Source organism: Psychrobacter sp. A3, from assembly GCF_028823565.1.
Classification (GTDB): Bacteria; Pseudomonadota; Gammaproteobacteria; order Pseudomonadales; family Moraxellaceae; genus Psychrobacter; species Psychrobacter celer.
This window is the reverse complement of record NZ_JAPEHS010000001.1, coordinates 108,186-130,941: the sequence shown is the minus strand read 5'-3', so window position 1 is coordinate 130,941 and position 22,756 is coordinate 108,186. Positions and strand designations below refer to the sequence as shown.

The 22,756-nt window shown below is 44.9% G+C and carries 16 protein-coding genes and 2 pseudogenes; 6 read left to right on the top strand and 12 right to left on the bottom strand.

The features are described 5' to 3' along the window. The 5 genes and pseudogenes from NK638_RS00640 to NK638_RS00620 all read right to left on the bottom strand — a co-directional run. Window positions 1-704: pseudogene (locus NK638_RS00640) on the bottom strand (hypothetical protein); the annotation flags it as partial. A 671-nt stretch (window positions 705-1,375) separates the two neighbouring features. Next, window positions 1,376-5,062, bottom strand: a complete 3,687-nt coding sequence (locus NK638_RS00635; protein WP_274631509.1) for a transferrin-binding protein-like solute binding protein — start codon at window positions 5,060-5,062, stop codon at window positions 1,376-1,378. 254 nt (window positions 5,063-5,316) lie between these two features. Beyond that, the gene (locus NK638_RS00630; RefSeq protein WP_274631508.1) at window positions 5,317-6,702 is read right to left on the bottom strand and encodes an OmpP1/FadL family transporter; all 1,386 of its coding nucleotides are present in this window, start codon (window positions 6,700-6,702) and stop codon (window positions 5,317-5,319) included. Window positions 6,703-7,385: 683 nt separating this feature from the next. Then, window positions 7,386-8,885 carry an OmpP1/FadL family transporter gene (locus NK638_RS00625; protein WP_274631507.1) on the bottom strand — a complete coding sequence of 500 codons (1,500 nt, stop codon included), beginning with the start codon at window positions 8,883-8,885 and terminating at the stop codon, window positions 7,386-7,388. A 219-nt stretch (window positions 8,886-9,104) separates the two neighbouring features. Beyond that, window positions 9,105-9,362 carry a SlyX family protein gene (locus NK638_RS00620; protein WP_274631506.1) on the bottom strand — a complete coding sequence of 86 codons (258 nt, stop codon included), beginning with the start codon at window positions 9,360-9,362 and terminating at the stop codon, window positions 9,105-9,107. A 240-nt stretch (window positions 9,363-9,602) separates the two neighbouring features. Here NK638_RS00620 and NK638_RS00615 point away from each other — a divergent pair, with 240 nt between their 5' ends. From NK638_RS00615 to NK638_RS00590, 6 genes are all read left to right on the top strand, one after another. Beyond that, window positions 9,603-11,543, top strand: coding sequence for an ATP-binding cassette domain-containing protein (locus NK638_RS00615; protein WP_274631505.1), 1,941 nt, complete (start codon window positions 9,603-9,605; stop codon window positions 11,541-11,543). 469 nt (window positions 11,544-12,012) lie between these two features. Then, entirely contained in the window at window positions 12,013-12,597 is a 585-nt protein-coding gene (gene petA / locus NK638_RS00610; protein WP_274631504.1) for a ubiquinol-cytochrome c reductase iron-sulfur subunit, read from the top strand. A gap of 22 nt (window positions 12,598-12,619) precedes the next feature. Then, window positions 12,620-13,825, top strand: a complete 1,206-nt coding sequence (locus NK638_RS00605) for a cytochrome b (RefSeq protein WP_198336410.1) — start codon at window positions 12,620-12,622, stop codon at window positions 13,823-13,825. Further along, window positions 13,825-14,538, top strand: coding sequence for a cytochrome c1 (locus NK638_RS00600; RefSeq protein ID WP_198336400.1), 714 nt, complete (start codon window positions 13,825-13,827; stop codon window positions 14,536-14,538). The genes NK638_RS00605 and NK638_RS00600 overlap by 1 nt, the downstream gene beginning before the upstream one ends. A 346-nt stretch (window positions 14,539-14,884) precedes the next feature. Next, the gene (locus tag NK638_RS00595; protein ID WP_192993004.1) at window positions 14,885-15,499 is read left to right on the top strand and encodes a glutathione S-transferase N-terminal domain-containing protein; all 615 of its coding nucleotides are present in this window, start codon (window positions 14,885-14,887) and stop codon (window positions 15,497-15,499) included. A gap of 190 nt (window positions 15,500-15,689) precedes the next feature. Beyond that, window positions 15,690-16,115 (top strand): ClpXP protease specificity-enhancing factor, encoded by a 426-nt coding sequence (locus NK638_RS00590; protein ID WP_105243733.1) that lies wholly within the window; start codon window positions 15,690-15,692, stop codon window positions 16,113-16,115. A gap of 152 nt (window positions 16,116-16,267) precedes the next feature. Here the strand turns inward: NK638_RS00590 and dcd are convergent, their stop codons facing one another. From dcd to NK638_RS00555, 7 genes and pseudogenes are all read right to left on the bottom strand, one after another. Then, window positions 16,268-16,843 carry a dCTP deaminase gene (gene dcd, locus NK638_RS00585; RefSeq protein ID WP_075101619.1) on the bottom strand — a complete coding sequence of 192 codons (576 nt, stop codon included), beginning with the start codon at window positions 16,841-16,843 and terminating at the stop codon, window positions 16,268-16,270. 276 nt (window positions 16,844-17,119) lie between these two features. Then, the gene (locus tag NK638_RS00580) at window positions 17,120-18,241 is read right to left on the bottom strand and encodes a DUF2804 domain-containing protein (RefSeq protein ID WP_274631503.1); all 1,122 of its coding nucleotides are present in this window, start codon (window positions 18,239-18,241) and stop codon (window positions 17,120-17,122) included. Between the two features lie 23 nt (window positions 18,242-18,264). Next, entirely contained in the window at window positions 18,265-18,690 is a 426-nt protein-coding gene (locus NK638_RS00575; RefSeq protein WP_211181178.1) for a hypothetical protein, read from the bottom strand. Window positions 18,691-18,784: 94 nt separating this feature from the next. Further along, the gene (gene apbC, locus NK638_RS00570; protein ID WP_274631502.1) at window positions 18,785-20,017 is read right to left on the bottom strand and encodes an iron-sulfur cluster carrier protein ApbC; all 1,233 of its coding nucleotides are present in this window, start codon (window positions 20,015-20,017) and stop codon (window positions 18,785-18,787) included. Between the two features lie 205 nt (window positions 20,018-20,222). Further along, window positions 20,223-21,023, bottom strand: a complete 801-nt coding sequence (locus tag NK638_RS00565; RefSeq protein ID WP_274631501.1) for a 3-hydroxybutyrate dehydrogenase — start codon at window positions 21,021-21,023, stop codon at window positions 20,223-20,225. A 50-nt stretch (window positions 21,024-21,073) separates the two neighbouring features. Then, window positions 21,074-21,678 (bottom strand): annotated as a pseudogene (locus NK638_RS00560) (3-oxoacid CoA-transferase subunit B). Between the two features lie 175 nt (window positions 21,679-21,853). Beyond that, the gene (locus NK638_RS00555) at window positions 21,854-22,567 is read right to left on the bottom strand and encodes a CoA transferase subunit A (protein ID WP_274631500.1); all 714 of its coding nucleotides are present in this window, start codon (window positions 22,565-22,567) and stop codon (window positions 21,854-21,856) included. Between the last annotated feature and the right edge of the window lie 189 nt (window positions 22,568-22,756).

The window sequence follows — 22,756 nt, the reverse complement described above, 5'->3', positions numbered from 1 at the left end:
GCTTTCTTAGTCTCAGCTTCGGCTGTTTTCTTTTCTGCCTCAGCGGCTTCTTTGGCAGCCGTTTCTGATGCCAACAAATCTTGTAGCTCTTTAGCTTTGGCTTCTGCCGTATTTGCACGGGCCTCAGCAGCTTTTGCGTTAGCTTCAGCAACTTTCACTTTAGCTACGGCTTCTTTAGCTGCCGCCTCTTTAGCAGCTTTTATCTTACCTTCGGCCTCTTGTGCCGCCGCTTCAATCTTTGCGACTGCTTCTACCCTAGCGGCCTCTGCTGCGGCTTTCGCTTTTGCCGCCTCTGATCTTGCTGCATCAATCGCCTTTTGTGACGCTTCTGCCGCCTTTTGTGACTCGACACCAAATTTCATCTCAGCAGCTTTAAGTGCGTCTTCTGCAGCCTTCGTTTTGGCCTTTGCCTGTTTTAAGGCAGCTTCTGCTGCTTTTGTTTTGGCTTCTGCGGCTTTGATCGCAGCCTCTGCTTGCGCATTACTGCCAGTATCAACGCCGCTACCCTCAGTTTCTGATCCTCCTGCAGTTCCACTGTCATCTTTAGGTATTGTAGGGGATGGCTTGGGCGTGGTGCTGTCTCCACCATCACTAGCGCACGATGCTAGGATTACAGTGGTTAAAATAACGACGCTAGCTTTCAGCGGCGTTTTTAGTTTTTTTGCTGTCGCTACAGCAGATATTGAATGACGGTTAAGTGACATTCGTCTTCCTCCATGAAGAATTGATAACAGTCCATTATTTATCCATACTAGGCACAACAAATATCTAGTGCCACGCATAGATAAACAAATCACTTATAAAAAGTCAATAAATATATCTGCAATTATGAATAATGTAACTTTTGGTTACCAATTAATTTCCTATTTCTTTTAAATGATATGTTTTGAATCGGTTTTTATTTAAAGTTAATAAAACACTCATTCCTGACAGACCCAATAATAGTAATTTAAATATTACATATCCATTTCATTCATCATTTATTAGTTACAATATTTATAAAAATATATTAATTAAAAATATAGCAAAATCAATACTTTGGGATAAATAAAGAAAATTTGTTATATTAAACATAGATATATTATATAAAATCAATATTTTTAATAAAAAATAAACTTACTAATACCTCACTTATTTATTAATTTTTACCCAATTACTTTAAAAACAGAAAAACAATATCTCTACAGGCAAGAATACTAAGTTAAATTTACTGCAATACTTAAAAAGTATTACCACCATTATGATTAATACGGTGTATTAGATACTTTATAAAATCAAATAAAAATATAAACCTAAGCCTATTATTAAGCAGTACTCTTATGGTTTTTATAAACAAAAAAAAGCGCCCGAAGGCGCTTTGAGCTAATAGGCTAATTTATTGCTTTTCTGCACCAAAGGTGCCTTGGAAGGTTGTACCTTCTCCTGGTTGAGCACCTTTACCGCCTTGCTCTAGAGCTTGTTGATAAACACCACCTAAGAATTTAGCATCTTCACCGTAGAATCCTCCAGCAGTATCGATATTATTTGCATTACCAGCAAAGGTATTACCAGTGATATCTGCATTGATATCAATTTTGTTGCCAGTAGGCATATACTGATAATCGCCATCTGCAAATGTTAATGTACCTTCAAGCTTGCTATTAACAAAGTCTACATCGAATGCAGAAGTACCATTAACCACTGGTCCACCACGCTCACCATCTTTGAGGTGGAGATTTTCCATATAAGTGGCGACACCGTTATACGCTACCATACCATCATTGATGTTGTTATCAATGTTGTACTGTGCCAAGTCTTTCATATACTGCATGTCGTCAAGACTAGCACCATTGCCTTGTACGTAGACGGTAGACACTCGTGCTAAGTCACCTAAACCAAATAGATCAGTACGTGGATCGCCATATACATGACCGATTTGCATTTGCGAATCAAAATTTCTATACACAGATGAATAGTTTAGATCTAGTGCTACAGGCCCTTGAACCGTTGTAGACTCTGTATGAAGACTAAATCCACTACCATAATCAGTATCATTATCACCGCTAATGTTTATCGAAACTTGTTCTTGAACAGAGTCAGGTTTTGTCATATCGGCACGCGCTATGAAACTATCATAGTTCGTAAAGTTATTACCTTCACGATTATCTACTGGAACGTTTGACCCATCTACCTCTACCGTTTCTGTAAAGTCAGACTTGTCGTCACGAATTTCTGCATAACCGATAGCGTCTTCTGTGAAGCTACCCTCAGCACTACTTAATGTATTGCTTTGGAAGCCAGTAAGTTCAGTATCTGCCGCTACATCCGGGTTAGTAGGCGCTTCTGGAAGTGGCTCAGTTGGCTCAACTGGATTAGCGGCTGTACCATCTTTCTCTGCACCAAAGGTACCTTGTGAGCCATTACCTTCATAGATACCACCAATAAAGTTGGCATCTTCACCGTAGAAAGCACCTTCAGTATTGTAGCCACTCTCATCAGCGGCCGCCCCTGAGAATTCGTTACCGTCAATGTCTGCTGATAGCCCAATTTCGCCAGCTTGAGCAAACTCCAGTGTACCATCAACTTTACTATTGACGAAGTCAGCCGTGAACTTAGAGCTACCGTATTCAATCGCATTGTCTACACCAACTTTACGATTGGTAGCATCACCAGCATACTCAAACGTACCTTCTGTCGGTAGCGTTACTGTTTTATTACCTACTACCGCAACACCATCTACAGGTACAGCGCCATTGGCTGCTGTGCCATCTATATGGGCAATGCGCATCTCACCGTTAGCACCAAAGTCTTTATAGGTTGCAATGTAAGCCAAATCACCTTCACCAGTTACGTTTCCAGTACCTTCATAAGCTTTGAAGCCATTTTCCGTTTCAGCATCATTGTCACCTGATACCTGAATGGTTATAGGCCCTGGGAGAACACCTGTAAGCGCCAAATCAGCACGAGCATCGACATCTGAGGTGCTACGGATTTCAAAGTCACGCGTTGTGGTTGTTTTGACGCCCATCTGCAATGCACTTGCATCAACAGATAAATGCTGTACACCTGATTTCTCAGCTTCAGCTGCAGATTCAAATTTTGGCGTTAACGCATCTAGCTGTTCTTGTAGCTCTTGAGCCTTCTTTTCAGCTGCTGCTTGTGCTTCAGCTGCTGCAGTTGCTCTGTCTTCTGCTTCTTGTGCTTCTTTTTCAGCTTTTTCTTTAGCAGTTTTTGCCTTTTCAGCTTCTAATCTAGCTTCTTCTGCCAATTCTTCAGCTGCTGCTACATCTTCTGCAGCGGCTGACTCTGCAGCGGCTATTTTAGCAGCGGCATCTTTTTCGGCTGCTTCTGCGGCGGCTACAGCAGCAGCTGCACTCGCTTTAGCTGCACTCGCTTCTGACTGAGCCGCTGTTACTTTATCTTGTGCCGCTTTAACTTCTTCTTGCGCTTTATCTGCTGCTGCTTGGATTGCTGCATCTGCGTCTTCTTTAGCTTTCTTCGCTGCTGCTTCTGCTGCAGCTGCTCTGTCTAAAGCATCTTGCAATGCTTGATCATCGCCACCACTGCCAGCGTTATCAGCCGCTTCTTGTGCTTTAATGGCAGCTTCTTTCGCTTTTGCCGCATCAGCTTGAGCTTGTTCTGCAGTAGCTTGAGCTTCCGCCGCTTCTGCTTGGGCAGCGGCTAACGCTTTTTCAGCAGCTTCTGCTTGCGCTTTTGTATCTTTAGCTGCCTGCTCAGCTGCGATTTGATTGTCACTCTTGGCTCCATAAGTACCTTGAGCGCCTTTACCTTCGTAAACACCACCTAAGTATTGAGCATCACCACCGTAGAAGCCACCATCAGCGTTATAACCGTCTTTAGTTCCTGAGAACTTATTGCCGTCTATAGTTCCTTCTAGACCGATTGTTTTATCACTAAAGGTTAGATCGCCTTTTACGTTTTTGGCCACAAAGTCAGCCGTGAATACTGAAGATCCAAACTCAACCTTGCTGTCTGTGCCCAATGCGCGATAAGTTGCTTCACCTGTGTAGCCCACTTTACCTTCTGTTGGCACATTAGCAGCTTCAGTCGCATTACCTACTACGGCGACACCATTGACTGGCAGCAGACCAGCAGCTGCACCATCAATATGTGCAACTCTTAAATCATCACTAAAGTCTTTGTAGGTTGAGGTATAGACTAAGTTTTGCTCACCCAATGAAGCTGTATTGACTTTGGTGGTATTTTCAAACGATTTGAAGCCGTTAGAGCCTGCTACTTCTGCATCGCTATCACCACTAACTTTTAGTGTTACTGGATCAGAGACCAAGCCACCTGAAGCTGTGTCTGCACGAGCGTCAACCTCAGTCTCATCAGTGATGTCGAAGTCACGTGTGGTGGTGGTCAGCATACCTTGACCTACTCCAGTGGCGTTGATACTGATGTGCTGGACGCCTGACTTAGTAGTTTGAGGCGCGTTTTTAATTTCAGCAGCTGATGCCGCATCTTGCGCAGCTTGTTGTGCTGCTGCAGCTGCAGTCGCTTCTGCCTCTGCTTCTTGCTGGGCAGTATTAGCGGCAGCGGCAGCTGCGTCGGCAGCAGCGGCAGCTTCTTCTGCTAACTTCGCCTTGCGATCAGCTTCTTTTTGAAGCGCTTCTGAACCACCCCCATCTGCTAATGCATCCTCTAATGCTTGTTCAGCCTCTTCTTTTGCTTTAATGGCATCTGCTTTTGCTTTTTCAGCAGCAGCAGCAGCAGCTTCAGCTTCTTCTTTTGCTTTGAGGGCTGATGCCGCCTTTTCTTCAGCTGCTTTTTCAGCAGCAGCTATTTGCTCGGCAGCCTCTTTTTTTGCTTTTTCAGCTTCTTCTTTCGCCTCTTGAGCTTCCTGTTTTGCTTTTTCGGCTTCAGCTTTCGCTTCTTCTAGTTGCTTATCGGTAGCACCAGGTATTGGGCTAAAGACATCATCAAGATTATAAGAAGGCTCATCTGTTGTATTACAGGCGGCCAAAATCATTGACGTCAAAAGGACAACACTGGCTTTAAGTGGAGTTTTTAGTTTTTTAGCGGTTGATACAGCTGAGATTGAATGACGATTAGGTGACATTCTTCTTCCTCCATGGATGATTGATAGATAGTCCTTTATCTACTCGTACGACATAGGATGGGTCTGTACGATATATAGATAATCAAATTTAGTTTGCAAAGTCAATTTGTTGCAGCGATTACCTGCTGATAAAACATGACGCAAACGTTCATTTATTAAAAATTAAATACATGTATCGACGTGATGTAGGCTTATCTGGCTCATAAGCTAGATAAGCCGTTATAGTTAGATTTCAGATAGTGAGATATCACAATTTATTGGCTTTGATAAGACAGCTTTACGCCCGCGATATAGCCATCATTGTCTTCAGCTTTGCTGACGATACTACCGTTAGGTAGTTGTCCAGTCGCATCGCCAAACTTCAGATATTTACCACCCACAGATACCGCCCATTCAGGAGTGACATTGTATTTTACGCCGCCACCGATACTATAGAACCCTTCAATAGTACCAAGCGAGCTCACCGGATCACCGGCACCTGAGTCATAGCCCACTACAAATGAACCCGCTAGTTTTTCGTTAAAGCGTTTAGCCAGACCCACATCGACTTTCCACTGATCTTTTTCATAAGACAGTAATGGCAAGCCTTCTGGAACTGCAGCCTTAGAGTAAGCATTGTATAATGGTGGTACGATGGTAAAATCACTCCATGGTACCCAGCGTACATCTAATGTACCTAATAGCTGATACTTTTCACTTAGACCCGTTTGGATATTTAAGTTCACAGACTCAGGCGTTGTGACTGTCGCATCAGTGGTGGCATATTCACCGATTGATTGACCAAGCGCAGAGTCTGGATCAATGTCAAGCTTGCCTAATGCTGTATCTCGTAAAGGTGACCCTAATAGAGGTATTCTCTCTCCCACTGGGGTTTTATGGTCAATCTCTGAGCGATACGTTAAGGCAGCGTTTAAGGCGATTTCAGGCTTGCTATACGCCAAACCTGCTACCCAACCATAGTCAGTGTCACTATTCACATTAGCATCGTAGCCTGTCAACGGACCGTATGCTTGACCACGCAAGTGCACATCTGCTTTTACCTTTTGCATCACAGGACCGCCATAGACTTGAAAGCCATTGGACTTATAACCGATCAAACCTGTCCATGATTCAGTGTGTACACTTACGTTGGTATTTTTGTCGTAATCTGGGTCTAGTACCGAAGAGTTGATCAATTCATTTGGAACGGATGTCCCAGTTGACGAGTCGGCAATAGTATCTTTACCTGCTTGAGAGACAAACGTGTTATCGCCAGAGTACTCTACTTCTGCACCGAAAGGCTCATCATAGAAAACACCAATACTGATATTTTCATTGATGTCGGTTTTGACGCCATAGCGCATAAAACTATATGTATCTGGAGTTGCATCACCAGTTGAGACGCCTTTTTCGTATGAAGCTTCGTCAGAAGTAATACCATTGCGAATCTCACCTGCAGGAGTGACGATAGCACCGGCATTATCATGGGCAGATACTTTGGTATCGATATAAGCAAAATCGACTTCTGCATAAGTGCCAGGATTAAAGAAGCCTTTGATTTCTTGACCTGAACGATCAAGACCAGCAGCTTGCGTCAATGAAGCAGCCGATAGCGTGATCAGAGCGAGGGTAAGTTTAGAGATAGGAAAATTTTGAGACACTTAGATATCCTCCATGAATAAAATAACTGGCAAGTAGCTCGGAGACTATACAGACTAGTGACCTGTACTAGTAACGTCAGCCGATGCTATGCAATCCTTTGCCAAACGACTTAACTGTCGAAAGTAACGATGATTTACGCAACCTTACTTTCGTTGTTATCAGACATTACCGCTATGTAAGACAACGTAACTGATTTCAGTATCATAATTAAACTTCTATACTATAGCAATACTCTTTTAGAGATTTTACAAAGATGGATTTATGTTAATAGAATATTCACCACTGTTTCATTGAGCCAATAATGTGGCATTTTTTACCTCACAAACGCTTTCTTATCGTCTATATAGCACCTTATATGATGCACTATATCTAATTGATTTTAATAGATATATTTTATAAAAATTTTTTTGTAAAAAAAGTCAGCGGTTTTAGGCCATCATTTTTATAAAGAATAGCACAACAAAGTATTAAAACAATCGTTCACTGACTGATAAGTATTAACTATCTATTTGACATTATGATTAAGCAGAAATCTCATCTATGGTCGACTCTAAATAAAAGAATCATATGTTTATTCACCAGTAAGGTTAACCATATTATTTGTTTTTGCCAAAAAAAAGCGACCCATAATGGATCGCTTTTTTAGTATTTATCTCAGTTTAAAACTCAACTGATTTAGTGCTTATTTTGCTTGATAAGACAGCTTCACACCCAGCGCAAAACCGTCGTTGTCTTCAAACTTGCTAACAACTTGCTTTGTTGGAATTTGACCATCAGCATCGCCGAACCATAAGTATTTACCACCAGCAGATATCGCCCAGTTCTCGGTAACATTATATTTTGCGCCAAGGCCAGCACTATAATAGCCTTCGATTGGACCTAATGAGGTGACTGGGTTGCCAGCGCCACTGTCCCAACCAACAGTACCACTGATAGCAAGTGCTGGCGCAACGCGCTTAGCCAATCCTAGCTCTACTTGCCATTGGTCGTCATCATAGCTAACTAACGCTAACCCCTTATCATCCTGAGTCGAAATCTTGCTAACATCGTTATATAGTGGGGGTACGATAGAAAAATCACTCCATGGTACCCAACGTACTTTTGCAGTCGCTAGGGTTGTAGGGTTAATACCAGTTTGAAAATCGAAGTTAACTGATTTAGGTGTCGTGATATCTAATGTATTACCTTGATTCGCCTCGCCACCTAAAGCGGCTACTACTGGATATGTTTCATCGATATTCGAGCTGTGATCAATCTCTGAGCGATAGGTTAAAGCAGCTTTCAAAGCGATTTCTGGTTTGCTATAAGATACACCAGCAATATAGCCGTAGTCTGTATCAGGACTAATGTGAGCTGTATAACCTGTAGCAGCACTATAGGCGCTACCACGAAGCTTTACATCAGCTTTGATACGCTGCGCGACAGGACCGCCATAAACTTGAAATTCTTTATTTTGTCCAAATTTAGCACCAAGAATACCTGTAATGCTCTCAGTACGGACTTCAACCTTGGTACCTTCATTGTTCGCAAGGCGACCATCTGCAAAGCTTTCTAATTGCTCAAGTTGATTTAACTGTGCTTGACCTGCTGCTAGTTGCGCTTCACCAGCTGCGATACCTGCTAAACCAGCATCAATCTGTGGGCGCAATGCAGGCTCAAGTGCTGGGTTTTGGTTGACAGCTGCTTGGGCTTGTCTTACTTGCTCTCTAGCTGCATTTAAACGAGTTTCAGCAGCAGTTAGTTGGTCCTGAGTCCCATCAACTAGAGATCTCAACCCTTCTACATTAGTGACGCCTAACTCACCTAGACGTGATGCAATAATATTGTTAACAGCATCAGTTGGTGCGCCTACAAAATTATTGTTACCAATATAGTCGGCTGCGGCGCCAAAGGGCTCGTCATATAAGATACCGATACTAAAGGTGTCATTGATATCTGTTTTTACGCCATAACGGAAAAAGTCGTAATCTTCTGCAATGTCGTCAATTTTGTTGCCTGATGAATCTTGACCACTCACATCAGCATCAATATAAGTATAAACAGATTCGGCATAAGTGCCATCTTGTAGAAATGCGGTAATGTCTTGACCTGAACGATCAAGACCAGCAGCACTAGCAACGCTAGCGACAGATAGAGCAGCAACAGCTACTGTGAGAGTTTTTAAATGAAAAGTTGCGCGCATTATATATCTCCAAACATCCGCATTGTTTCACTACTTAACCCGACTTTTATGAGTAAGCAGCATCCGAGGGTGAAGATAGTAAAGATTTTGGCACACGAAAACAACTGCAAAAACACATTATTTCTTGTTTATGACTAAACAGTATCTTCATCTAATAATGTGCATATAAAATAATCAAACAAAAAATATCCAGTCCTGCATCAGATATTGGTTCAGAAATCAGTAATGTGGCGGTCTATCTGCCATCACATCAAATGGTGCAATACCCACTTCAGTAGCTTGACCGTCTATTTGCTTATAAATGAGCTGTAACTGACGCTGCAATGTATGAATATCCTTATCTTGTCGCGTAATGACGTCATTTAACCTTTCGACAGTGACCTCAAGATGCGCTAGGCTCGTTTGTAAATCGACTACTTGGGCTTGCAAGTCATCTTGCATACCAAACCCGTCCTCTTTATCTTTGAATTGATTCATGTTGTTCTCTAAATAATGGTAAGTAGAAGGTCAAATAGACTCGGCAGCAGCATATTTGCAGCAGAGTCAATAGTAGCCAGTCACCTTTGATAACAGGCATTAAATCGCCGCCACTATGCAAAGTAATAAATAGTGTTGATAAAACCACTTACGCGCACTACAGTGATGCGGTGGCATGTTATACTGCTGGCAATTTTGCAACAACCCCTACCTCACTATTATATAAGCTTAAGACATTCTATGGCACTGATACATCTAAAAGACATTCACTTAGCCTTTGGCGTCGCTCCCATTCTCGATGGTATTGATTTTTCGATCAATGCAGGCGAGCGTGTGTGCTTAATCGGCCGCAATGGCGAAGGTAAATCTACTTTATTTAAACTGATCAATGGCTCGCTGCAGCCAGATAGTGGTGAGATCATCACCAATAGTAGCATGCGCGTTGCGATGCTCGAGCAAGACGTCCCCGAGTCGAGCGGACGCATACTCGATATCGTCATGGGCGGTAGCCGCCGCACAGCTGAGCTGCTGATCAATTATAATAAGCAAGTGGAGATGTGCGCCAATGGCGACATGGACGCTTGCGAGCACATGGCGACCTTGCAGCATGATATCGACGCCGTCCATGGCTGGGACTTAGAGCGCGATGCCACCCGTCTGATCACCACCATGGGGCTTGATCCAGAGGACGACCTCTCCTCGCTATCTGGAGGCCGTAAGCGCCGCGTTTTACTCGCGCGTGCGCTGGTCACCAAACCTGATGTACTCTTACTTGATGAGCCGACCAACCATCTAGACGTTGATAGTATTGAGTGGTTAGAGCGCTTCTTGCTTGATTGGCAAGGTCTAACTCTACTGTTTGTCACGCACGATAGAGCATTCGTTGATAAGCTTGCGACTCGTATTGTAGAGCTTGACCGTGGCCAATTGACCAGCTATGACGTCACCCAAGGCGCCAAAGGCTACGCTCGTTATCAAGAGCTAAAAGAGCAGCAGCTACTTGCTGAGGAAAAAAACAATGCCAATTTTGATAAAAAACTGGCGCAAGAAGAAGTGTGGATTCGTCAAGGCATCAAAGCCCGTCGTACCCGTAACGAAGGCCGCGTACGCGAGCTAAAAGCCCTGCGCGAAGAGCGAAAAAACCGCCGCGAGCAAGTCGGCAACGTCAACATCACCATGGGTGAAGGCGAAAAAAGCGGCAAGCTGGTCTGTAAAGTCAAAAACTTACATCTTGAATATGATGGCAATGTACTCGTCAATGACTTTAGCACCATGGTCATGCGCGGTGATAAGATTGGAATTGTCGGCCCTAACGGCGCAGGCAAAACCACATTAATCAAAGCCCTACTCGATATGTCGGATGACGAGGTCACCAAGACCGGCAGCGTCACGCTTGGCACCAATTTGCAAATTGCCTTTTTTGATCAGCTGCGCGATCAGCTCGACCTTGAGGCAAGCGTCGCGCAAAACGTCTCAGAGGGCTCGGATTTTGTCGAAGTGGGCAGCCGAAAAACCCATATCATGAGCTATTTGCAAGACTTCTTATTTGCGCCGGAGCGCGCGCGTACACCTGTCAAAGCCTTATCAGGTGGTGAGCGCAACCGCGTATTACTTGCCAAGCAATTATTAAAACCTGCCAACATATTAGTGCTTGATGAGCCGACCAACGATTTGGATATGGCCACCCTTGAGCTATTAGAAGAGTCGGTCAGCAGCTTTAACGGTACCATCTTGCTGATCAGTCATGACCGCTCATTTATGGACAATGTGGTCACCTCCACTTGGGTATTTGACACGGATGAAAATGGCAATGGCATCGTCAAAGAGTATGTCGGCGGTTATCAAGAGTACTTGATACAAAAAAACCGCGAGGAAGCCGCGCGCGCCGCAAAAGCACCCGTTAGCAATACTAAAGCGTCAAAATCAGTCAAGAAAGCTGATGCTGAAAAGCCAAATAAAGCCGCCAAAAAGCTCAACTTCAATGAGCAGCGCGAGTTAGATAGCTTACCCAAAGAAATCGCGGCGCTAGAAGCCGAACAAAAGGCGCTAGAAGACAAGCTGGCTGATGGTTCATGGTTTACCACCGACTTTGATGCCGCGACGGCCGCCAGTGAGCGCTTGTTGGCCATCGAAGAGGAGATGATGAGCAAGCTTGAACGCTGGAGTGAGCTTGAAGGCTAATCGCCTAAAGACGTGTTTAGGATAATAAAAGATCACCGCTTTTGTCGCTAAAGTGGTGATTGTTGATTGACGATGAGAGACATAACGCTTAAGTACTGAAAGTTAGTGAACATTGCCTGAATTTCAAGTATCATTCGCTATTGCTGAATATCCTTATTGATTATAAGGTCATCACGTGACCATCGTTTGCAAAACCGTTGAAGCGCCTTTGCGCCCTTTATCGAAACAAAACGGATGTTAGACGTTGATAATCCAGCTTTTTTGTATGGGTTACCCTATTCAACCTTATACCGTGTTCTCTCAAGGTTGCTTTATTTTTAACGCAATAATTTATTTTATCACCGAAATAGCTTAGAATAGCAACAATTAGCAAAATTAGGCACAGCTAAAGTGGCTTGATATTGTATATTTTCTAAGCCACAAACCCAGTGTGGGATAATCCCATTTCATTCACCTGGAGGAAGTATTAATGAGCCAAGCCGAAGGCGTTAACGTACAACGCCGTAGAGTTCTTATTGCCTCAACTGCCGCAATTGGTGCAGCTGGGGTAGCTGCTGTGGCAACACCTTTTGTCCGCTCTTGGTACCCGAGCGCCAAAGCTGAGGCTGCAGGGGCTGCAGTCACCCAAGACATCAGCTCTATTGAAGCGGGACAGATGATTGTCGTCAAATATCGCGGTAAACCGATCTTTGTGGTAAAACGTACCGAAGACATGTTGAGCACGCTTGAGTCAGTTAAGCCATTACTATCTGACCCTAATTCAGAAGCATCGCTACAACCAGAGTATTGCCAAAACCCAGAGCGTTCTTTGACACCAGAAGTCTTGGTGGTCGAAGGCGTGTGTACGCATTTAGGCTGTGCACCGAACTACCGTCCTGATGTGGGCGCAACCGATTTGGGTGGTAACGACTGGTACGGCGGCTTTTTTTGCCCCTGTCACGGATCAAAATATGACTTAGCAGGCCGTGTCTATAGTGGCGTTCCTGCACCGCTGAATTTACCTGTTCCAGAATATAGCATGGAAGGTACCATCTTGACGGTTGGGGAGGCTTAATATGAGTATGGGTAAAAAGTTAATGCATTGGGTGGACGCGCGTTTCCCAGCGACTGAAACCTATGAATACCACATGTCAAAGTACTATGCACCAAAGAACTTTAACTTTTGGTACTTCTTTGGCGTATTGTCAATGGTCGTATTGGTCAACCAGTTGGTGACCGGTATTTGGCTGACGATGATGTACAACCCTAGTGCCGAGGGCGCATTTGCGTCTGTAGAATACATCATGCGTGATGTCAAAGGCGGTTGGCTCATCCGTTATATGCACTCGACTGGCGCCTCAGCGTTCTTTGTCGTGGTGTATTTGCATATGTTTAGAGCACTGCTCTACGGCTCATATCAAAAACCTCGTGAGCTTATTTGGCTCATCGGCATGGGCATCTATTTGGCTCTTATGGCCGAAGGTTTCTTTGGATACCTACTCCCTTGGGGCAACATGTCATTTTGGGGTGCTCAGGTTATCTTAAACCTTCCTGCGGCGCTGCCGGTAATCGGTGACGGTCTTGCTGAGTGGGTACGTGGTGACTATATCATCTCAGGTATCACCCTAAACCGCTTCTTTGCGCTACACGTTGTCGCTATTCCATTGGTCCTTGTGGGCTTGGTCTTCATGCACATTGTCGCATTGCACCATGTAGGTTCTAACAACCCTGATGGTATCGATATTAAGAAGCTAAAAGACAAAAATGGCGTACCATTAGACGGTATCGAATTCCATCCATACTACACTGTGCATGATATGGTGGGTATCGTAGTATTCTTTATCTGTTTCTTTGCGGTGGTGTTCTTCTTCCCTGAAGGCGGCGGTTATTTCCTTGAGCCACCTAACTTTGAAGCGGCCAACTCTCTAAAAACACCAGCGCATATCGCGCCAGTATGGTACTACACACCGTTCTATGCCATCTTGCGTGCGGTTCCAAGTAAGCTGGGCGGAGTCATCGCCATGGGTGCGGCCATCGCTGTACTATTCTTGATACCGTGGCTCGACAGATCACCTGTACGCTCAATACGCTACAAAGGTATCTTGTCTAAGATTGCACTAACTGTCTTTGCTATTAGCTTTATCGTACTTGGCTATTTAGGTGCGACACCTGCAACGCCAACTGCGACTATTATGGCTCGTGTATTCACGATTCTATATTTCTTGTTCTTCTTGTTGATGCCGTTTTACACTGCCATCGAGAAGTGTAAACAGCCACCAGAACGCGTTACCGGAGGTCACTAATGAGCACGCTAATCAAATCCCTAGCTGGTCTAGGCTTAGGCGCGGCATTGAGTTTGACTGCTGGTAGTGCGCTGGCAGCAGGCGGCGGATGTGGTACTTTTACCAATGCCGACGGCGTGGTGGAACATTTGGCTTGTAGTGAAGCCCCCATTGACTTTACCAATAAAGGCTCGCTACAAAACGGTGCAAAAATCTTTATGAACTACTGTGCTGGTTGTCATTCTGCACAGTACGTTCGTCATTCACGCATCGCCAAAGACTTGGATATTCCACCTGAGCTGGTCGAAAAATACCTAATGGTCACCACCGATCAAATCGGTGATCATATCACAGCGGAGATTGACCCTGAGGTTCAAGCCGCATGGTTTGGTGCGGCGCCACCAGACCTGTCGCTTGAAACCAGACTACGCGGTGATGACTGGGTTTATACTTATCTATTGTCATTTTATGAAGATCCAAGCCGTCCTTGGGGCTCAAACAACTTAGTGCTGGCAAACGCGGCGATGCCGCACGTATTGCATAACATGCAAGAAGAGCTTAGTGCTGAAGAGTTTGAATCTGAAGTTGGTGACTTGGTCAACTTTATGGCGTGGATGGCAGAACCTGCCCGTCATGACCGTCAAGTGATTGGCTTCTTTGTGATTTTATTCTTGTTAGTATTACTGATTCCAGTTTACTTACTCAATAAAGAGTTCTGGAAAGACGTAAAGTAACAGCATCCTAAACATAGCCTATCGCTATAAAAACTTGGTCATAATAGATACAAAAAGGCACTACTTTGGTAGTGCCTTTTTTCATTTTGCCGCACCGTATTTTGTACGTGCTACTATATAGTTTGACCCAAGTAAATCAGATACATGGCTATCAAGTCGCTCAATGAAACGTTTTATATCGAATCGAGGATAGCGTAGATAATAGGGACTGATAAGACAATAAAGACTGACAATAGAACAAACACCTATCCATACGGCATCCACCCATCACGCTTACGTACGCTGGCTTGATAATCGGCTCTACTTTGTTTACGATGACACCCTTTACTATGAACATTAGGCTTTCATGATTGATGCAAACGACATTCCAAGTAGTCAGCTAATCTTATATGCTGATGACGGCTACGACAGTCATGTGGTGCGCCTATTACTTGAAGAAAAAAAGCTCGATTATTACTTGTCACGTTTGCACTCTGAGCGCCCCGAGGACTTGACTGAGCTAAACCCCTATCACACCCTGCCTGTGTTGCAGCAGCGTGATATTGCCCTTTATGAAATCAACGTGATTTTTGAATACTTAGAAGAGCGCTACCATACCAATAAGTTGCTCCCTGAAGCCCCGCAAGAGCGCGCACAGTTTCGCCAATTGGCATGGCGCATCCAGCATGATTGGCTGGTGCTCGGCAAGCAGCTACTGACACATCCTGATAGTTTTAATAAAGCGAAAGCTGTCATTGCCAAAAAACAGCTCAGTGATTCTTTAATCACGCTTGCGCCTTTGTTTGCGCATAAGCCTTATTTTATGGCAGATGACTTTGGCTGGTGTGACGTGTTGTTAGCGCCTTTACTGTGGCGACTAGAAGACATGGGCATAGCGCTACCGCGTGCGATCAGTCGGCCTTTATTGGACTATCAGCAGCGTATCTTTGAGCGCGAGAGCTTCCAAAGAAGTGTGCGCTAATTAGACAACGCTCGATGTCTGTCTTAGAATAAAAAGTGTAAAAAGAATAAAAACCAAACAGACAGTGACAATGCAAAAATTAGTCCCGCCATACTTGTCTGTTGCAAACAATGTATTATTTAAAATAGTAGACTGTTGTCACAGATGACTGTTTATCTCATAACCCATATTTAGTATAGGAAATCATTAGATGAGCGATACCACTTCTCTCACCCCAACTCGTCCATATATGGTACGCGCCCTTTATCAATGGATAGAGGACAATGCGCTGACGCCCTATCTGATGGTCGATGCGACGGCCAAAAACGTCCAGGTACCAACCGAACATGTGCAAGATGGCCGTATTGTGCTCAATATTGCCAGCCGTGCGACAGGCAATATGCGTATAGACAATGACTATATCCAGTTCAGCGCTCGTTTTGGTGGCGTCTCACAAGAGATTTGGGTGCCATTGACGGCGGTGATGGGTATCTATGCCAAAGAAAACTCGCAAGGCATGTTTTTTGATCCAAACGAGTATGACAATTATGTGCCAGAAGAGCAGCACACGACGCCCAAGGCGGACAAGCCTAAACCCAAACGCGATAACAAAGCGGGTCTAAAAGTCTTAAAGTAACAAAAACCTCTAACACCTTAGTTTTTAGCCCACAAAAAAGCCAGTCGTATGAACCATGACTGGCTTTTTGCTTATTTGACACTCTATAACGTTACTCTATAAGTCTAAAGACCTAAGCTAGCGCCAAACAGCAATAATTGAGCGGCTGCCGACTACGTTCTTGGCAGCGTGACACCGCGTTGACCTTGGTACTTGCCGCCACGGTCTTTATAGCTGGTTTCACAAACATCATCGCTATCACTTTGGAAAAACAGCATCTGTGCAACCCCTTCACCTGCATAAATGCGCGCAGGTAGATTGGTGGTATTACTAAACTCAAGCGTTACATGCCCTTCCCACTCAGGCTCAAGTGGTGTGACGTTGACGATGATGCCGCAGCGTGCATAAGTAGATTTACCAAGACAAATAGTCAGGACATCGCGTGGTATACGAAAGTACTCAACGGTACGCGCCAGCGCAAATGAGTTGGGCGGAATGATGCACTCATCACCAACGATATCGATAAAGCTTTTATCATCGAAGTTTTTGGGATCGACCACCACAGAGTGTACATTGGTAAAAACTTTAAACTCAGGGGCACAGCGTACATCGTATCCGTAGCTTGATGTGCCGTAGCTGACCAAACGCTCGCCTGCATCATTGAAACGTACTTGACCCGCCTCAAATGGCTCAATCATGCCATGTTCTTCAGCCATTTTGCGAATCCAGCGGTCAGATTTGATAGACATTTTTGTTCCTTAGCAAATAATAATATGGGTGTTGGGCGCTGACGATAGCGCATCAATGACCCAGAGGCTGTCATGATTGTCACCCTCTAAGAGACACGCTTCGTATATTGGTAGCGGTGATTATACGGAATTGAGCGCTGAATTTATAGAGCTGTCACTATTTATCATGCAAACCATTTAATAGCCAAACCCTTAACACCCAAACTACTTGACAACCAAACTTTTAACACCCAAGTCAACCGAGTAACTTTATAAAAAGCAGGCAAGACCTCTAGGCTACCATTTGGCAAAATGGTCTTCTGCCAATCCCATGACATGATCAAGCCTGATGACGGTATCGCCCAGCCGTATCTCCCCACTATACCAGCCAAGCCATTGCTCAAAAATACTGGCCAGCACGCCAAAGTTATCGGTTTTTTGATAAACAGTCATGGGCGTAAAGGTCAAATCAATATAGACATTGCTCCAGCCAAGGTTTTGATGATAAACACGCCAAGTACTTGGCACAGCTGCCTGCAAGGCCTTACGTACAAACATCACAGGCGGTAGATAATGTATCTGCCCATCTAGCCAGCAGGCATTTTCGCTCATACCCGTTTCATTGACACCCATCGATAAGTTCAATAAAAAATGGCGACCATCAGGCAAATAGTGATTGATACATGTCCAAAACCAATTGGTCTCGCGGCGCATATAGCCCAGCGTCCAATCTAGATTGGCAATTGCAGACGCATCAAAGTCTATTTGCTTGGTTTGGCTGCCATCCGTAACCGCAGCGATATTAAACATTGATGCTTCTTTGATGCACATGTGTCCCATGACTGCTGTCAGTGGCTCTTTTTGTGTGTATGTCCAGCCGCGCCTGCCCGTTGGGGTGCAGATCGCAAGTGGCTGCGCTTGCCGCTGTAGCATCGCATCAAGCGTAATATGTTTACTATCCAATGCTACTGCGATTTGTGAAGGCGTAAAATCCAATGTTACGGTCAGCTTATTATGGGTAAATGCCATTCGCCCTTGATAGCAATCACCTATTAGCTGCGTCTGCCGTGTCAAAGGCTGCAAAGCTTCACAAACCTCTAGCTCATCAGTCTCATCGTTATAAAGATAAACAAAGGCACTGGTGGCAAGTTTGATGGTCGCCAGTGCCAAACAGATGCGATAAGGCGGCTGGATAATTTGGATAAAGCAAAATTGATTGGCTTTGAGATCTTTTCGCCAGTTTGGCAGCGTCTTTTGCGAGATCAGATGACTGTGGTAGTCAAGATAATTGATGCTTTTGACTTGCGTAAACACCCCAAAAGTGGGCTGTCCCTCTTGGATAAGCTGTTCAATAACTGGTCTTGCACCCACAGGTGAGTGCGGCTGATTTTGTGCGTTAGGGCTGGGGTTTTGGTTCATAAGTGAGGTATCCTAGCCAAATTTTATCGTGAGACTACCTGTCCTTGGTAGCCAACGGTGGTGCTTACGACGCTTCTTTTTGCTTGTCTTGCAGACACCCAAATGGCTTCTCTTATCACCTTAATCTCTATATCGGTCAAACCATCTGTCAGCTTTTGTGTCACATCAGTAGCGGCTATCGCGCTCATCCATAAAAAGTGCCGAGGAAACTTTTTTAATAACTCAGCCAACACTGCTGAAAACTTATTAAAATCAGCGATCACCATGCGGCGATTGCTAAATTCGGCGTTGATTTGATACCGTTTGCTACTACCGTCTTTGTAATAGCAAACAGCAATTATTTGATTGTTTGAAAGCTCGATCACATATATCGGCGGGCGCAACAGTTTCAATAACAGATACTGCTTGGGAATATCGTCTAAATGACGCCGATAAATCGATATACTCACCATACTTCCTTGCTGTAAACCACGTTCTTTATGGAAAAAATGGAAAAATACGCTTAGGCTATTTTACTATTATTCGAGTAGCGCGCAAAACTTATCAAAAAATTCGCTTATCATCGACTGGTTTGGCAAATTTTGCAATGTTGGCTTCGATGTTCTTGGCAATGCTCAAATAATAAGAGGCAAACTCATCATCAGCCAAGACGCTTGGCACCCCTTTGTCCACTTGGGCGCGGATACCACTGGCAAGTGGCAACTGACCTAGTAGCGGCACCTGATATTGCTCTGCGATAAACTCGCCGCCACCGCTGCCAAAGATGGCCTCGGTATGGTTGCAGTTACTACAAGTATGCAGCGCCATGTTTTCCACCACACCCAGTACGGGGATATTGGTTTTGTTAAACATCTCAACGCCCTTTTGCGCATCCATCAAGGCCACATGCTGCGGTGTTGTCACAATCACCGCCCCTGTGACAGGAATACGCTGCGCCAATGTCAGCTGAATATCACCTGTACCTGGTGGCATATCAATCACCAAATAGTCCAATTGTGGCCAGTTGGTTTGATTGTATAGCTGCATCAGGGCGCCCGTGGCCTTGGGGCCGCGCCACGCGACAGGAGTGTTGTCACTATCGAGCAAGCTACCTATCGATAGCATGGCCATACTGTGCGCCTCAACAGGCACAAACTGCTCGTTTTCTAGCTCAGGCTTGATATCCGCCACACCCAGCATCGTTGGCATACTAGGGCCGTAGATATCGGCATCTAGCACACCCACACGGTTGCCAAGCTTTTGTAATGCCAAAGCAATATTGACTGTCGTCGTTGATTTGCCGACGCCACCTTTGCCTGAGGCCACCACAATGATATGACGAATACGTGGGTGCGATGCCAGCGATGCTTGGGTCGGCGCAGCCTTAGTAATTGGTGGCTCGCTGCTTGTCGGTTGTTGGTCTGCTTGGGTAGCAGGTTTGGCGTGAGTGGCCATGGCATCTGTCGTCTTTGGCATCGATTTTGGCGGCGCTTTGGGCAAGCTTGCACCAGCACCTTTAACATCGGCTGGTAGGCGCACATTCATATGAATGGTTTTGATACCATGCGGATGCAGCAGTTGACCCAGCTCCTGTTGTATCTGCTCAGGGTTACTGTCTTTGGGTAAGCGCAAATCTAAGGTGAGCACTTGCCCGTCGCGCTCAAGCCCCGTCACCATTGTGGCAATGCTAACGGTGCCGACTTCATAGCCGAGCAAGACTTTATCAACTGCGCTATCACGCTCGGCGCGCTGCTGCGGTGTTTCGGCTTTGGATTTTTTTTTCATAAAATTAAACATGGCTATCATGACTACCTATTTTGCAAGTGGGTCGGTAGGACAACTCGAGCAATACCGTCGTCGCGCTGGTCAATAATACATCATCAGCTTTTTGTCTACCCTTATTATCCGACAGTGTAGCTCAATTGACGCTATAAAAAAACCACAATGCCAGTAGGTCTGACATTGTGGTTTTTTCTATTATAATAGGCACAATATTTGTCTATTAATTCATAAACCAGCCATGACTGGCGACGATGGATTGCCCAGTAAAGACATTGCTTGGGAATGCTGCTAAAAACAAAGCCAGCTGGGCAATATCATCGACTGTGGTAAACGCTTTATCGACGGTATTGACCAGCATAATGTCATTCACCACTGACTCTTCACTGATGCCTTTTTCGGCGGCTTGTTCGGGGATTTGTTTTTCGACCAGTGGGGTTTTGACAAACCCTGGGCAGATCACATGTGCGCGCACATTATGCTCAGCACCTTCTTTGGCCAGTACGCGGCACAGTCCTAGCAGGCCGTGCTTGGCAGTGACGTAAGGTGCTTTATAAAGTGACGCTTCATGCGAGTGTACTGAGCCCATGTAGATGACCGTGCCGCCCTTATTGCCTTTATACATGTGCTTAATCGCGGCTTTAGTGGTCAAAAAAGCGCCATCTAAGTGAATAGCGAGCATTTTTTTCCAGTCATCAAACGTCATTTTATGGATAGGATCGATAATTTGGATACCAGCATTAGACACCAAAATATCAATAGCGCCAAAGGTATCAACCAATTTCTGTACACCTTCGTTTACCGCATCTTCAGAGGTCACATCCATCGCAATCGCAAGAGCACGCCCGCCAGCTGCTTCAATGGCATCAGCCGTTTGCTGGGCGGCGGCCAGATTGATATCAGCAATACCAACCGCGGCGCCTGCCTTGGCATAGGTTTCGGCAATATCGCGTCCGATACCACTTGCGGCGCCTGTGACTAAGGCCACTTTGCCTGTCAAATCTTGTTGTAATTGGGTCGCCATATGCGATCATCCTTTATCAGTTGGCTGTGTTCAGTCTTTGTTGGCCGCCGTTATTGCACAATGCTCACTGGGGTTTTTTCTTGTAGCTCCTCAAAGCTGACACCCTCTGCCAACTCCACCAGCTTTAGGCCATCATGGGTGACATCTAATACCGCAAGCTCGGTGATGATACGGTCGACCACGCCTTTGCCTGTCAAGGGTAGCGCGCATTCTGCAAGGATTTTTGGCTCGCCGTGTTTGTTGACTTGCTCCATCAGCACAATCACCCGCTGCACACCAGCCACCAAATCCATCGCGCCGCCCATGCCTTTGACCATTTTTTTAGGGATCATCCAGTTGGCCAAATCCCCTTTTTCTGACACTTCCATCGCGCCGAGTATCGCCAGATTGACATGACCACCTCGAATCATCGCACGGCGCCCGGCTCTGCGGTCACCGTTTGCTTGCCCGCATTAATCAAATCGGCATCGACATTCTCCGCCGTTGGAAACTCGCCAATACCTAATAGGCCGTTTTCAGACTGTAGCCAGACATCCACCCCTTCAGGAATATAGTTGGCCACGAGGGTCGGTAATCCAATGCCCAAGTTTACATAATAGCCGTCTTGCAACTCTTGTGCGGCACGCTGTGCCATCTGCTCTCTTGTCCATGCCATGGTGATTTCCTTATTTTTATAACCACTCCAAGAAATATGATTAGCGGCATCAAACTCGCTTAGTCTACAAAATGTAGCACTTAGGGTTATCTTACTTGCTGCTCAATTTTTAGAAGTAGTATTACAATATTCTATTATTAACGTCATTTTTAAAAGGTTTGGGTAAAACCACTAACTAAGCACTCTTGGCGGCTTTAGTGGTGGTTTTTTCGATACGTTTTTCAGGGTTATCATTTAAGACGATACGCTGCACAAAGATACCGGGCAGATGTACTTCATCAGGGTCAAGAGTACCGGTCTCGACGATTTCTTCGACCTCAACGATGGTCACTTTGCCCGCCATCGCACAATCCGGGTTGAAGTTACGAGCGGTTTTATTAAAGATTAAATTGCCCGCCTTATCGGCCTTTTGCGCTTTAATCAATGCCACATCGGCGCGCAGTGAATGCTCTAACACATAAGTACGACCGTCAAACTCACGGGTTTCTTTGCCTTCAGCGACCAGCGTACCAACGCCTGTGGCGGTATAAAATGCAGGAATGCCTGCACCGCCTGAGCGCAGTTTTTCGGCTAAGGTGCCTTGCGGCGTCAGCTCAACTTCAAGCTCACCTGCCAAATACTGACGCTCAAACTCTTTGTTTTCGCCGACGTAAGATGAAATCATTTTTTTAATTTGACGGGTTTGTAGTAGTAATCCTAAACCGAAGTCATCGACACCGGCGTTGTTACTGATACAGGTCAAATCCTTAACTCCGCTATCACGCAATGCTTCGATTAACGCTTCAGGAATACCGCACAGACCAAACCCGCCAATAGCAAGCGTCTGCCCATCACTGACGATGCCTTTTAGCGCCTCTTCGGCACTACTATATACTTTTGAGCGACTCATACTTATCTCCTTGCAAGTCTGTTTTTGTTATTAACGTCCATTATCTATCATGATTTATTTATTGTGCCAATCAATAGCGTATTGACTTTTTTAAATTTAAATCAATACATTTTATATCGATATATCATATATCAAATACTTATGCTAACTTAACATATAATTCTCGTAGCGAGAAGACAATAACACTAG